Source organism: Cryobacterium sp. PH29-G1 (assembly GCF_030063365.1).
In the GTDB taxonomy this organism is placed as follows: domain Bacteria; phylum Actinomycetota; class Actinomycetes; order Actinomycetales; family Microbacteriaceae; genus Cryobacterium.
On record NZ_JASISY010000015.1, the window covers coordinates 41,817 to 56,766 of the forward strand.

Consider the following 14,950-nt stretch of genomic DNA (forward strand, 5'->3'; position numbering starts at 1 on the left):
GCCCGGCGCGTGGTGGGCCGGGCGGCGTGCGCGCGCGTCCTCCACAGCGGATGCCATCGCCCCCGAACCACAGATCTCGCCGCGTCCCGCCGCAGCCACCGGTATCGGGTGAGACTGCGTCCATGCTTGACATCCTGAATGTGCCGAGTGCCCGCAACGACGGCCTCATCCTCGCCGAGTCCCTGCGTTCCTCTGGCCTCACGACCTACGCCGTGCGCGCGCTGCTGGCCAGCGGCGAGCTGGTACGCATCCGTCGCGGAATCTACGCCATCGGGTCGGCGTGGCGCGCGGCACCCCACGACGATCGCTATCGACTATTCATTCACGCCACCGTGCTCGCGGCGGAACAACCGCTGCTGCTGTCACACCTGTCCGCGGCGGCGCTGTACCACCTGCCCATCATCGGACCGTGGCCGAAGGTCGTACACGCGATCAACAATGACGCCGCCGGGGGCAGCAGCGCCCGCTTCACGACGAGTCACCGCAGCGTGGTTGAACCCGAGCCTGTTGCGGTGAGCGGATGCGCTGCCACCAGCCTCGCGCGCACCCTGATCGACGTGGCGGCGACCTCAAGCTTTCTCGTCGGCGTCACCATGATGGACCATGCCCTGCGTGTCGAGCAGGAACGGGCGCAGGAGGAACGCCGCCGGGGCCGCCTCAGCGCCCCCGCTCTCGGCAAAAACGACCTGTATACCGAACTTGCGGCGGTGCATCCGCGAACCGGGAGTGTGCGGGTGCGCCGCGTCATCGACTTCGCGGATGCGCTCTCGGCCAACCCTGGTGAGTCGTTGAGCCGAGTGCGGATCGCCGAGTTGGGCTTTCAAGTGCCCGAACTGCAGGTTCGCTTCGTCGTGCACGGGCGTGACTATTGGGTGGACTTCTACTGGCGCAGCGTGGGCAAGATGGGCGAATTCGACGGCGCACTCAAGTACACCCGAGGCGCGGTGCTCGGCGACCGCGATCCATCCGACGTCGTCATCGCTGAAAAGAATCGCGAGAACTTGCTGCGCCCGCTGGCTCAAAGCTTCGATCGCTGGGACTGGGACACGGCTTATTCGCCCCGCCGATTCTGCGATTTCCTGGTCGAGCACGACGTTCCACGAGCCTAAAACGGGCAGCGGATGCGTGACCCCCGCGCTGCCCCTCCAGCTGGGCCCACCTTATGCAACTGGGCCCATGATCTAGCATGGGCCCAGTTTCCGGGCCCGGGCCCGGGCAATAAGGACGGGGCAATAAGGGCGGGGGAGGGCGGGCTACACCTTGAGCATCCAGTCGTCGGAATCGTCGGGATCAGCCGAGGTGTCGTCGCCGAGCTGTGTACGAATCGGCAGTGTGATGGCACCGGTGAGCGGGTCGATCACGGTCGCTTCGTCGCGGCGGAACCGCAGCACGTCCTGCACGTAGGAGGTCACGGCCTCGGCCAGCGGGATATCCCTGGACTGGTTCTGCGCCATGTACCACCGGTGATCGAGCAACTGGTGAAACACCTGTGCCCGATCGAGCTTGCCCTGGAGCTCCTCCGGAATCGCCCGTACCACCGGTTCGAACACGCGCACGAGCCATTCGTGCGCGACCATTTCTTCGTCGGCACCGGCCACGCCGTAGGCGGCCCGGTAGGAGTCCAGGTCGTTCAGCAGGCGGCGGGCCTGATTCTCTTCGGCGTCCAGGCCGGTCAGGCGCAGCAACCGACGCTGATGGTGCCCGGCATCGACAACCTTCGGCTGAATGCGCACGCTCGTACCGAGGCTGTCGGTCTTAATGGTCAGCTCCTCGATATCGAAGCCGAGGTCGTTGAGACGTTGCACGCGCTGGGCGATGCGCCAGCGCTCGGAGTTGGAGAACGACTCCGACCCGGTCAGCTCCTTCCAGAGCAGGCGGTACGCGGCGACGATTCCATTGCTGACCCGAATCGGATCCAGCTCGTCGGCGACGCGTCCGCCGGCTTCCAAATCCATCAGCTCGCCGGCAATATTCACCCGGGCGATTTCCAGGTCGTTCTCGCGTTGACCGTTGGAGAGCCCGCCCGAATACAATTGCCCGGTTTCGGCGTCGACGAGGTAGGCAGCGAATGCGCCGGCGTCACGGCGAAACAGGGTATTCGAGAGCGACACATCGCCCCAGAAGAATCCGATCATGTGCAGCCGCACCAGCAGCACGGCGAGGGCGTCGACCAGCCGGGTCGCGGTGTCCGGCCGCAAGGCGTGCGAGTACAGGGCGCGATAGGGGAGCGAGAACTTGAGATGCCGGGTGACGAGAACCGAATTGAGCGGCTCGAGGTCGGCATCCGTTCTATTCGTGATAACAGCGACCGGCTCGACGCACGGAATCTCGAGGTGATCGAGGGTGCGCAGCATGTCGTACTCGCGCTTGGCCATCTCGCTCGTGGTCTCTTTGATGGCCACCACCCGTCCGCTCAGATGGGCGAACCGCACGAGGTGGCGCGAGATGCCCTTGGGCAGTGAAGCGATGTTCTCGTTCGGCCACGCGTCGAGGGGGAGCTGCCACGGCAGATCAAGCAGGGCAGGGTCGGCCGTGGCCGAGATGATATTGAGGGAACCGCTCATTATTGTGCGCCTAACTTACGAAAAAACGGCTGGAGGGAGAACTCCCTCCAGCCGTTTAGAGAGCCGATTAGTCGGTTACGGCGCCACCAAGGCGCAGGCCGCTTTCGGCGTCGAACACGTGCAGGTGGTTCGGCGTAGCCGTTAGGTACACCGTTTCGCCGGCGTTCGGGTGCGACCGGCCGTCGACGCGCGCGACGATGTCGGTGCGCTTGCCCTCGATGGTGGAGTGACCGTAGAGGTAGCCGTCGGCGCCGAGCTCCTCGACGAGGTCGACCTCGATCTGCAGGCCCTCGCCCGCGGTGGACGACATCTGGATGTCCTCGGGACGGATGCCGATAGTCACCTTTTTGCCACTCGCGCCGGCCAGCGTGTCCCGCTGCACGGGAACGGTCGCGGTTCCGAACTTGATGCCGCCGTCGACGGTCTCAGCGAGGAACAGGTTCATCGCGGGGCTGCCGATGAAGCCGGCCACGAACACGTTCTGCGGCTTCGCGTACAGGTCGCGCGGTGAGCCGACCTGCTGCAGGATGCCGTCCTTCAGCACCGCGATGCGGTCACCCATGGTGAGCGCCTCGGTCTGGTCGTGAGTCACGTAAACGGTCGTGACGCCGAGGCGACGCTGCAGCGACGCGATCTGCGTACGCGTCTGCACGCGCAGCTTGGCGTCGAGGTTGGAGAGCGGCTCATCCATGAGGAATACCTGCGGCTGGCGCACGATCGCACGGCCCATGGCAACGCGCTGACGCTGACCACCGGAGAGCGCCTTCGGCTTGCGGCTGAGGTACGGTTCCAGGTCGAGCAGCTTGGCGGCTTCGAGCACGCGGGCGGCACGTTCGTCTTTGTTGATGCCGGCGATCTTGAGCGCGAAGCCCATGTTCTCGGCGACGGTCATGTGCGGGTACAGCGCGTAGTTCTGAAACACCATGGCGATGTCGCGGTCTTTCGGCGGTACGTCGGTCACGTTGCGGTCACCGATGAGAATGTTGCCATCGTTGACTTCTTCGAGGCCGGCGAGCATACGCAGCGAAGTGGACTTGCCACAGCCGGACGGGCCGACCAAAACCAGGAATTCGCCATCGGCGACCTGCAGGTCGAGCTGGTCAACAGCCGGTCGAGTGGAACCCGGGTAGAGCCGGGTTGCTTTGTCAAAGGTCACTGAAGCCATGATTGTTTTACTCCTTCACCGGCAGGAACGTGCCGGACGATCCGTTGTGAATAGGATTTGTCCGTCGAGAACTGACCAGAAATCAGCACACGACTTTTTTATTATTACATGAAGGATGCCGCCAGTGCGGGTATTCACAGCTACGCCCCGTTTGGTCGTTTCCCAGTCAGGGGATCTACTATTCGGAAGGTGCCCCCACACGCGCCCCTATTTCCCGAAAGCGATCCTTTATGACTATTGACGGACCCAGCGACAGCAGTCCTTCAAAACACCGACGGCGTGACGCTGCCCGAGTGAAGGCCAAACAGCTCCGGGTCAGTCAAAAAAAGAAGGACCGCCGCAACAAAGTCTTTGTGCAGGGTGGCCTCGGCGTCGCGGCCATCGCCATTGTCGTTTTGGTCGCCGTAGTTATCGTGAATTCGATCAAACCAGCCGGTCCGGGCCCCAAAAACATGGCGAGCGACGGCGCTCTCATCGGTGAAGGCCTGATCACCGCCGTGACCCCCGCGCTGCAGCCCGATGCCAAACCGCGGCCGTCCGAGCCGGATACTACGGGCGCCGTGGCGAATATCCGCATTTACGTCGACTACCTGTGCCCGCTCTGCGGCGACTTCGAGGCGGCCAACAACGAGCAGATCGCCCAGTGGGTGGACACCGGGGCGGCGACCGTCGAGATTCATCCGGTGGCCATCCTCACGAGCAAATCGTCCGGAACCAAGTATTCCCTGCGGGCAGCGAACGCGGCGGCCTGCGTCGCCAACTATTCACCCGACGATTTTTTCGCGTTCAGCTCCGCCCTGTTCGTTGACCAGCCGGAAGAGACCTCGCTCGGCCGCAGCAACGACGAGATCAAGGCCGTCGTGAAGGATGCCGGCGTGAGTACGGCGCGTTCCAGCATCAATACCTGCATCGATGAGGGCAGCTACGAGTCGTGGGTCAAGGCCGCGACCGATCGTTCGCTCGACGGCCCGATCCCCAACTCCTCGATGAAATCCATCATCGGAACCCCCACTATTTTGGTCAACGGCAAGCCGTACACCGGATCCCTCGAAGACCCGAAAGAGTTCGCGACCTTCGTGCAGCAGGCCCTCGGCGAAACCTATTCAACGTCAACGCCCACGCCAACCCCCACACCGACTCCCGCGGCTTAGTTGGCTCGGTCCGTACGAAAGCGCACTGTGCCGGGCTTGCCGCGGGCATCCGCTTTCGGTAGTGCCCGTGGTGGCGCTGAAATCATTTAGGATGGACACTTGAGGCTTATGCCTCATGCCGGCCTGGCGCAATTGGTAGCGCACCACTCTTGTAAAGTGGGGGTTACGGGTTCAAGTCCCGTGGCCGGCCCCACAACCCTTGTAAACACTGGGATCGCAGGCTTTCTGGACTGCGTCTGAAGCGGCGACAGACCCGGGGGTAGCCGTACGTTTGCACAGGAACGACCTGGCTGGCGCCCGTCCTGGCCGGGCTGGCGATCTGTCTCCTTGCTCGATCACGGTCCACGTCGTTTTGACCGTTGCGCGCCGTTCTGCTTAGCTGCGGCCTAAGCGTTGTGGATCATCGTCTCCAAGCACTGCAGTATTTGAGAAGGGTTCGACGTGGATCGGGTAGCGCAGACTGGAGATGTTCGCGGCTCCCGAGGCGGTCAGCGGATTCCGCGCGGAATGCTCGCGCGACCGCGTCTGGTAGATCGACTGCATGCCTGGGACGACGTGATCGTTGTGTGTGGGCCAACTGGCTCCGGAAAAACGACACTCATCGCTGTGTGGGCGGAATCTGTGGCCTCCCCGCTGTTGTGGTGCGAACCAGAACACGGGCAATTGCCCTTTGCTGCAATAAAACGGGTAGCGGCGAACGGGCCGGGGGTGCTCGTGATCGATCAGGCTGAACAGATGGATGAGGGCGAATGCGCGCGCCTGGGGATGTTGATCAACAACTCACCGAAGCTCCGGGTCGTGATCTCCACGAGAACTCGACAAACATTCCTACGGCTCTCTTCAGCCACGCACGCAGCAATCGACGTGATCACGGCGCACGAGCTCGCGTTCTCTCTCGATGAGTTGCGCGACGCGGGGGTGCTGTCGGGTGACGCTGAACGGGAAGAACTACTGCGTAAGTCTGGAGGGCTCGCGGTTGCGGTGCGGGAAGAGGTTGAGGCCCGCCAGCCGGGGATTCTCCGGGGCGCGAGCGCGCTTTCGGACCCGACTGCAGGAGGACCTGAGCGCGCATCAAGGATGGTACGCAAGCGCGTTGAAACTAACACTACTGCCGCGAGTCGATCAGCGGATCATGGACGCCTGGGTACTGCCGCCACGACTCCTCATTGAACTTGAACAGATCGGGATTGCTGACTGGGACGATGACTGGCTGGTACTGCACCCGTATGTTCGCGGGGTGCTGTTTGAGGACGCTGAGAAGATGCTCTCAGCTGAAGAACGACGCCGGTTGCTCGATGTGGCTGTGCGATCCTCCCTTCTCGAGAGAGACCCACTTTCTGCCTTGCGGGCAGCATTTCTGATTCAGGACTTGGAATTGGCGACTGAAGTCGTATTCCAGAACATGATCGAACTTCTTGAATCACGCGATACCACGTACAGGGTATTCACGAGCCTTCCTGCGTCCCAGCTTCGGGGCCACCCTGTGCTGACGATAATGCTTGTCTTGCTGTCGCACATGGACCCACAAACGAGGCCGCGCGCGGTCCAACTCCTCGCTTCGGAGTCACTGTTCCAAAGGTTGCAGCCGGGCCGTGGTACGCATCGAGAGCGAGTCGCCTACCAGATCTTTGAGGTTGCGGCGTTGCGGCTCACGCCGTTGGCGACGTCAGTGCTTCCGCGTGTTCGTCGAGCGTTCGATGAGCTTGCCGAGCTGAGCGACGAAGACATGGAGAAACTGGGGCGGTTAGGCCCAGCGTTGCAAGTGCATCTGGGCATCAGCGCGTTTTATCTTCGCAACTATGCGCTCGCCCGGCAGTGCTTCGAGCTCGCTGAGGCTAGACACACGGAAGCTGGCAGGAATGACCGTGTCGATCCGTTGGCGCTGCGCGGTGGCCTTGCCGCGTTGAGCGGAGAGTTACCAACCGCGCGACGACTGCTCGACGAAGCTGATCGCGCGACGTGGCCCGCCGGATGGCGAACCTCGAGCCCGGCAGATTTTTTTAATTTGGGTAGGGCGATTCTCGCCCTCGAAGAGGGTGATACCCACAGCGCAGACGCGTACATTCGCGCTGCAGGTCCGATCGAAGATGTCATCGAGCATTGGACCCTGTTCGCGTGGGTGCGCTCACGGCGCGATCAGCCGGCAGGAGAGGCTGATCTCGGCCTCTTGCGACTGAAACAACTCCGCAAAACACGAGGCCCTGCACCGGGAACCGCGCTATCACGAAGCTTTCTCGACGCTGCCGAAGCAGAGCTGCTGCTCAGTACAGGAGATCTCGATGCGGCGCGACGTGTCGCAGCACGTTCAGCGAAGCACAGCGACACCTGTCGGGTGGTGCTCGCGTGGGCGGAGCTGGCACTCGGGCGGTCCTCCTCGGCAGCACGGCAAGCGCAACGAGTGGTCAAAGACCCGCTCTCCGCGCCCCGCAGCCATTTGGAAGCTGATCTTGTCCTCTTATGCGTTGCGTCACGCAACGAGTTTGAAGACGAGGTTCGCGGCATCGCGGAACGGGTCGCCGAACGTCTCACCGAAACCGAGTTACGGTCCACGTTGCGTTTTATTGCTCCGCAAGATCAAGACGCGCTTACCGCCGCTCTCATTCGCGCAGGCGTCGATCGAGCCACCGTTTCACTGATCGGCTCCGAGATAACCGCTGGCGACTCTATATCCACGCGGGCGACGCATCTCACCTCTCGGGAACAAACGGTGCTGGAGCTCCTCGATGAAACGCCCGCACTTGATGAGATTGCTGATCGCTTGTTCGTCTCGCGCAACACTGTGAAGTCCCAATTGGCCTCCATCTACCGCAAGATGGGCGTCTCCTCGCGAGATGCAGCGCTCACGCGCGCCGCCGTGCTAGGAATTCTCGACTGACCAAACGCGTTTCAGGCACCAATTCTTGGAAGGCCCGATCGACACAGCCAATCATCCTGCAAGCAAAACTGTCGGCATACCTGGCCCTATTTTCGACCGGCGTTACCAGGGCCTCGATGGTGAAAGTCAGGGTGAAAAACCACGAGCCTTTGCGCTGGACGCACCCGTGCGTGCCTTTCAATGGTGAGGGCGAACGTTTATCTGCCAGGTATTTTCTGCGCCGCCGCATCGGTTCTGATGCGTGCGGCCGCGACGCGCTTTCGGCGTAGTCAACAGCTCATTGAGAAAGAGGAGAACCGTGTGAATACACGATGGAGGGGCTGGAAACAGCAGAGAAGTCGGGACGCCAGTCTCGCGCATCGCGTTGTCGCCGTGCTTGCGGTCGTCGCGCTGAGCTTTGGATTTGTCGGTCTGACCGCTTCGGCGTCACAGGCTGCCACACCGGGTATCGATATCGCCGTTTTGCACAACGGCACCGTGGTCGGGGACGACGCGGTGATCCCGGAAGGAGACGACATCACCTTGCGCGTCCAGTACGACGCGGCTGCGGATATCGCTGGGAAACAGATCACGATCACGCTGCCCGCCGGCATCACTGTCGCCGGCGGTTTGCCGAGCAATGACGCGATCGAGTCTGCGGTGGAAAACGGGGATGGCACCTTCACGGTTACGTTTAAGGATCCGATCCCGGATGGAATCACCGAGGGTGCTTTCGCGATCCAGCTGAAGGCCGGACAGGTCGACGGCGACACCGAATCCCCGATTATCTGGAATACCGGTGATGACGACGGCGGCGTCACGATCATTGTTGAAGACAAGGTCACACCGCCAGTCGAAATCACCGATAGCTACAACAAGGCTGTGAATCCGAACAATTTGGACGGGTTCGTGGTGACCAGCGGAACTCCCGACTACACGTTCGAAGGCCTCAAACCTGAGATCGCTGATCAGGTGCTGACGTACACACTCGTGCTTTCCTCTGCCGAGGCACGCAGCGGATACTCGCTCACCGATGAACTCGCAGCCGGTCTCGGCTTCGTGACCGGCTCGTTCGCGGCCCAGCTCACCACGGCCGACGGTACGATTCCCTTCACTTTCGAGCCGACGGTGACCGGCAACTCCTTCTCAGGCACGGTTGAGGTTCCCGCCCAATCAACACTGCGCATCACGTACCAGGTGCAGGTGACCGATATCGCGGCACTGGAAGCCTTGCTTCAGGCACAGTTCGAAGCCCGTAACGATTCCCCGGGCAACTATGAGATCACGCTGCCCAACGACGCGGTCTTCGGCGGGGAGCAGGAGCGCTCCGTCAGCGTGCGTCTCCGCGGCAACATCCCTGGTGTTGGCATCGGTACGAACTTCGCGAAGACGGGTAACTGGACTCTGCGCGATGTGGTCACCAACGAGGGCGGGACGCTGCAGCCTGCCGCGGAGATGACGTACACGCTCCGCGCGAATCTCACCCCCTGGGACGGGCGCAACGCCAATTTCGTTCTCGGGCAGAACGTTGTCGTGAGCGACACGCTCATCGATCAGGCTGCGTGGAACACGGGTGCAGATTTTATTAGCGTCAGCGGTTCCGGGCCTATCTCCTCTCTTACGGAGGCGACCGGGTTCGATGGAACGGCTGCGCAGTTCGCTTCCGACGAATATGTTGGCCAGTACGCTCTTGTCGGCCAGACGTTGTTTGTGAATGTCGGTAAGGACAACACGACTGACGTGAGCATCCAGGTCAAGGCGCAGCTCAACACGATCGATGGTCTCACCGGCAGCGACAACACCACTGTCATTGACGGGATGTACTACCCGTGGAACAACCGCGCGCAGTTCCACTACCGCGATGGTGATCCGGTGAACCGCGACCATAACGCCGGTGTGGTCGTGCTGCCCGCAGACTACGAGAGTGGCGTCAACGACTCCGCGGCATTCAACAAGACGGCGCAGGATGCCGAAGTTCGGGTGACCCCGGGCGAGAGCGCCCAGGTGCCCTACCGCTTCGATATTGACACGAGCAAGGCGAACGTGGATCCACTGACTAGCCGGATCATCGACGAACTGAACACCGACATCTTCGACATCTCCGATCTCGATTCGATCCCGGTAACGGGTTCCTACGGTGGTCAGGCGCTCACCCGTGAGCACTTCGCATTGAGCACCAACGATGACGGCCGACTTGTCATCGAACTCAGCACAGCAGGCAAAACGCTCGTTGGAAGCCTGCCGGAGGGGCAGAAGTGGGTCATCAACATCGTCTTCACGACGATCCTCTTCGAGGGTAAGAAGACGTATGAGATCTACAACCGGGCCACGTTGCAAAGTGACGACTCCGACTGGGACTACTGGAGCGATGAGGACTCTGAGGCGACGTCCTACGGTGACGAAGCGGAACTGCGCAAACGGGTCTACGACACCGCGACCGGTGAATGGACCTCTGCTCGAGATGCTGCGATCCAAGACGGTGTCTTCGTGGACGACCGGTTTATCTACTCCATCGAGCTCATCCCGCGCGGCAACTACGGCGAAGCGTTCCCGGTGTCGATCTTCCCCCGCGAAGACGTGCTCCCCGATTCTGTCGATTTCCTCGGCTTTGTCGGTCTCGATCAGAACGGTGTCCCGAACCTGGACAGCTTGAGCAGCGACGCCGTCGATATTAACGGCAACGTGATCGCCTCCTATGCCGACGGCGTAGTGACGATCCGTCAGCAAAACGGGACGAGCCTGAACCCGAACCAGGGACGAATCGTGACGTACTTCGCTGTACGCGCCAACGACGCTTCCGGCGCAATCGTGAACACCATCGCGGGCTCAGACGCGGTCATCACCCCGGTCGGCGACCCGAGCATCGATATCGAGAAGTGGAACGATGAGGGCGAAGCCCCCGCCTATGACGAGTCCGGCGCTCTGACGAACGACGGCTACGACGGCGACTTCGACACAGCACCCGGAAAGCCGTTGAAGGCCGACGAGGCCCTGCCGATCAACTTCACGATCTCCAACAGCGGTCGCGAGAACCTGGTCGATGTGGTCGTGAGCGACGAACTCGAGGCTGGCAAGGGTGAGATCCAAGATCTCACCTGTACCTTCCCTGACGCGTCAACCGGCACCGAATGGGCTGGCCCCTTCCTGATCGGTACCCAATTCGCGTGCACCGGCACCCTGCCGGCGCTTCAGACAGGCGACACCCACGCCGATCTGGCGCAGGTCACCGGAGTTGGAGTCACGTCACGCGGCGACGTAGCTGACGAGGATGCATGGAACGCGTACGTTCCGACGCCGAGCGTCGATATCGAGAAATGGAACGATCAGGGCGAAGCCCCCGCCTATGACGAGTCCGGCGCTCTCACGAACGACGGCTACGACGGCGACTTCGACACAGCCCCAGGCAAGAAGCTTAAGGCCGGCGATAAGTCGCAGATCCACTTCACCATCTCTAACGATGGCAATGAGGACCTCATCGGCATCGTTGTCAGTGATGAGCTGACCGACGGGAACGGTGAGATCCAGGATCTTGTCTGTACGTTCACCGATGGGTCAACGGGTACGACGTGGGATGGTCCTCTCACCGTTGGCTCGCAATTCGAGTGCACGGGCACCCTGTCCGCGCTTGTACCGGCCCAGTCGCACAGCGACCGTGCCACGGTGACAGCGACCGGCCTGCATTCTGGTACCGCAATCGACGACGCGGATGACTGGCATGGCTTCACCGAGGCCGCGCCCGTCACCCCGGTCCAGAGTGGACTTGCGATGACGGGAGTCACGCTGACGCTGTGGATCGGTGGAACCGCGATCCTCCTCCTGGTTGCGGGCGGAGTGATGCTCATCGCTCGCCGCCGCCACGTCACAATTGACAGCAACGGGACCGCGTAGCAGCGCCGTTGCCCGACGTTGACGCGGTGGTGGCTCCTCACAAGTAGGCCACCGCCGCGTCAAACTCCGTCGCTCGAAAACCGGGTCACTTCGTCACGATCGCGCGGTGACCGATCAGACTCTGACGATGAGTCAGAGCGGGTCTACGATCATAGATCAAAGACCCAAATCCTGTATGCCTCGAGAACGTCCCCCGCGTTCTCGGGGCATACTCTTTTCCTCTACGACTTAGGACAACTGGTAGGTCCAGAGTTTCGCACGTGACCGGGGTCGCTTGGACTCTGGCACTGGCTGACGCACGGCCCGATCGCACCCGCCACGATGTCCCCGCCACGTACACTGATTGCTGGGGTTTAACGAGCGGATGCCGCTCACGCGCGTAGGTCGCGCCACGAGAGGACACACGCATGAGCCTGATCCGGCTGAACGATGTCAGCATCCGCTTTGAGAACACGCAGATTCTGCGGGAAGCGTTCTTTCGTCTGGAACCCGGAGACCGGGTCGGCCTGATCGGCAAGAACGGCTCCGGCAAGTCCACCATGCTCAAGCTCATCCTCGATCAAGTCTCTCCCGACACCGGCGAGGTCACCCTCGACGACGGCATCAGCGTTGGCTACTTCTCCCAGTTTTCCGAGCTCAACGGCGCGCAGACCATCACCGAGGTGCTCGACGAACTGTTCGTGGCCGTGAAAGCGGTTGAGGCCGAACTGGCCGCGATCGACGCCGCAATCGCTCTCGACTCTTCGGCCAGCGCCGAGCTCGACCGGCTGATCACCCGCCAGGGCGAGCTGTTCGAGGAGATGGATCGCCTGGACGGCTGGGACTACAAACGCCACATCGACACCGCCTTGACCACCCTCGGATTCAACGAGGCACACCGTGTGTGCGCCATCGACGAGCTGTCCGGCGGCTGGCGCAACCGTGCCGCCCTGGCCAAGATCGTGCTCGAGGCCCCCGACGTTTTGCTGCTTGACGAGCCCACCAACTACCTCGATGTGGCCGGTGTCGAGTGGCTCGAAGCGTGGTTCAAGAGCTTCAAGGGTGCCGCCATCGTGGTCTCGCACGACCGCAAGTTTCTCGACGCCGTCGTCACCCGCATCATCGAGGTCGAAAACTTTCACCTGCACGAGTACCCCGGTAATTTCGGCGAGTACATTGTGCAGAAGCAGTTTCGGCTCAAGACCCTCGCGGCACAGTTTGTGCATGAATCCGAGCTGCTCGCCTTCGAAGCCGAGGGTATCGCCGATCGCCGCGAGGCTGCCAAGGCGGAGAGCCGGCAGCTCGGCAACCAGCTGGCGCACATCAAGAAGTCCCGCACGCCGCGCCCGGTCGACCAGATCATCACCGAGATCTACGGCAACCTGCACGTTAAGGATGTTCTCTGCCGGGTCGACGGTCTGGCCAAGAGCTACGGCGACAAGATCTTGTTCGAAAACCTCAGCTTCGAGGTGCGTCGCGGCAACCGCATCGTCGTGCTCGGCAGCAACGGCAGCGGCAAAACTACCCTGCTGCGGGTGCTCACGGGCGAGGAAATGGCCGACCATGGCGACGTGGCCTGGGCCAGCGGCGCCGGCGTCGTGTCGTACAACCAAATTCTGGCCGAACTCGACGAGACCGATACCGTCAGCCACGCCGTCAACGCCATGCCCGGCAGCCTCGCCCTCACGGCCACGAAGAAGTCGGTCAACCGTTTTCTAACCATGTTCCAATTCAGTGAGGCCGATCTCAAACAGAAGATCGGGGCTCTCTCGGGCGGCCAGCGCGCCCGCGTTGCCATGGCCCAGTGCCTGCTCTCGGGCGCTTCGGTTCTGCTGCTCGACGAACCGACCAACCACCTCGACATGTCGAGCACCCAGGTGATGGAACGCGCCCTCGTGCACTTTCCCGGTGCCGTCGTGGTCGTGAGCCACGACCGGTTCTTCACCGATAAGATCGCCAACCGTCGCCTCGTCTTCGGCAGCGAAGGAGCGGCCCCCGGCCAGATCGAGGTCCGCGCCGCCTAGCCGTCCCGCCGTACTTGTGCCCGGGCCCGGGCCCGGCAACTGGGCCCGTGATAGATCATGGGCCCGGTTGCACAGGGTGGGCCCGGAGGCGGGCAGTCTGGGTGTGGTCGTTTTCGAACGGATGCCGCCGCTCTCGTTCGCGCGTCCCGTCGTGGTGTCCGGGCCCGGGCCCGGAAACTGGGCCCGCGATAGATCATGGGCCCGGTTGCGTAAGGTGGGCCCGGGCGAAACAGCCGGGCGAGATCAGGAGCGGAAGCACCCCCGCGCGGTGCAAGGCCCCATGTCCCGTCTCGTATTATTGCCACGTGACACAGATGCGCGCCGACACCCGAACGGATGCTTCCGCCGCGCCCGCCGCATCCGCTGTGCCGGTCTGGCTCGCTCTCGTCTTCTCGGTGCTGATCGGTGCGCTCTATGCCGTTCAATCCCGGGTGAACGGCGAACTCGGGCACCAAATCGGCGATGGGTTCACCGCCGCCGTCATCTCCTTCGGCTCCGGCCTGGTCATCCTCGGCCTCGGTCTCGTGGCCTTTCGTCGCGGTCGCCGCGGCCTGCAACTCGTTGCGCGCGCCGTCAACGCGAAGAACCTGTCGTGGTGGCACCTGTTCGGCGGGGTCGCCGGAGCCCTGTTCGTGCTGTCGCAGGGCCTCGTCGCCGCGCCGCTCGGCCTCGCCCTGTTCACCGTCGCCGTCGTGGCCGGCCAGACCGTGAGCGGCGTGCTGATGGACCGCTTCGGCATCGGTCCGGGCGGCCGCCGCCCGTTGCACACGTCAAAAATCATCGGCGCGCTGCTGGCCCTGGTGGCCGTTGGTTTCACGGTGAGCACTGAACTGCACGGCAGCGACGCGCTCTGGTTGCTCGCGCTTCCGTTGCTGGCCGGAATCGGCCAAGGCTGGCAGCAGGCCGTCAACGGCCAGGTGCGGGTCACCGCACAGAGTGCGCTCACGGCGACTTTTCTGAACTTTCTCACCGGCACCGCCGCCCTCGTGCTCGCCGCGATCGTGCACGGGCTTCTGGCCGGTTTCGCGCTGGACCTGCCGAGCAATCCGTGGCTCTACACCGGCGGGCTGATCGGCTGCATCTTCATCGCCGGGGCCGCGCTCGTCGTGCGCACGACCGGGGTGCTCATGCTCGGCCTGAGCATCGTGGCCGGCCAGCTGATCTGTGCCCTGGTGCTGGACGTGCTCGTGCCCTCGGCGGGGCATCCGCTCGGCATGACGACCGTGGCCGGCACCGCCCTGGCCCTCGCGGCCGTCGTTATCGCCGCGGTGCGCTGGCGCCGTCCAGGCCACGCCCGCTGACCGTCGGCGGCTCGTCGACTCGAG

At 62.8% G+C, this 14,950-nt stretch carries 8 protein-coding genes and 1 tRNA gene; 7 read left to right on the forward strand and 2 right to left on the reverse strand.

All coding sequences use genetic code 11. The annotated features are described in order from the left end of the window. The first annotated feature begins 122 nt into the window (after window positions 1-122). A complete protein-coding gene (locus QMK22_RS15250; protein WP_283498506.1) occupies window positions 123-1,109 on the forward strand; it encodes a type IV toxin-antitoxin system AbiEi family antitoxin domain-containing protein in 987 nt (328 codons plus the stop codon). Window positions 1,110-1,253: 144 nt separating this feature from the next. On the opposite strand, the gene QMK22_RS15255 is transcribed toward QMK22_RS15250, so the two are convergent. After that, on the reverse strand, window positions 1,254-2,564 hold the full coding sequence (locus QMK22_RS15255; protein WP_283498507.1) for a DUF4032 domain-containing protein: 1,311 nt from the start codon (window positions 2,562-2,564) through the stop codon (window positions 1,254-1,256). Window positions 2,565-2,631: 67 nt separating this feature from the next. Beyond that, window positions 2,632-3,729, reverse strand: a complete 1,098-nt coding sequence (locus QMK22_RS15260; protein ID WP_283498508.1) for an ABC transporter ATP-binding protein — start codon at window positions 3,727-3,729, stop codon at window positions 2,632-2,634. A gap of 293 nt (window positions 3,730-4,022) precedes the next feature. On the opposite strand from QMK22_RS15260, the gene QMK22_RS15265 reads away from it, so the two are divergent. From QMK22_RS15265 to QMK22_RS15290, 6 genes are all read left to right on the forward strand, one after another. Further along, window positions 4,023-4,880 (forward strand): DsbA family protein, encoded by an 858-nt coding sequence (locus QMK22_RS15265; RefSeq protein WP_283498509.1) that lies wholly within the window; start codon window positions 4,023-4,025, stop codon window positions 4,878-4,880. Between the two features lie 117 nt (window positions 4,881-4,997). Further along, window positions 4,998-5,073 (forward strand) — tRNA-Thr (locus QMK22_RS15270). A 900-nt stretch (window positions 5,074-5,973) separates the two neighbouring features. Beyond that, window positions 5,974-7,755 carry a helix-turn-helix transcriptional regulator gene (locus QMK22_RS15275; RefSeq protein WP_283498510.1) on the forward strand — a complete coding sequence of 594 codons (1,782 nt, stop codon included), beginning with the start codon at window positions 5,974-5,976 and terminating at the stop codon, window positions 7,753-7,755. 300 nt (window positions 7,756-8,055) lie between these two features. Further along, complete coding sequence (locus QMK22_RS15280) at window positions 8,056-11,622, forward strand: LAVTG motif-containing sortase-dependent surface protein (protein ID WP_283498511.1); 3,567 nt, start codon at window positions 8,056-8,058, stop codon at window positions 11,620-11,622. 407 nt (window positions 11,623-12,029) lie between these two features. Then, window positions 12,030-13,625: an ABC-F family ATP-binding cassette domain-containing protein gene (locus QMK22_RS15285; protein ID WP_283498512.1), complete on the forward strand. Its 1,596-nt coding sequence runs from the start codon at window positions 12,030-12,032 to the stop codon at window positions 13,623-13,625. A 314-nt stretch (window positions 13,626-13,939) separates the two neighbouring features. After that, window positions 13,940-14,926, forward strand: coding sequence for a DMT family transporter (locus tag QMK22_RS15290; RefSeq protein ID WP_283498562.1), 987 nt, complete (start codon window positions 13,940-13,942; stop codon window positions 14,924-14,926). Window positions 14,927-14,950 lie beyond the last annotated feature (24 nt).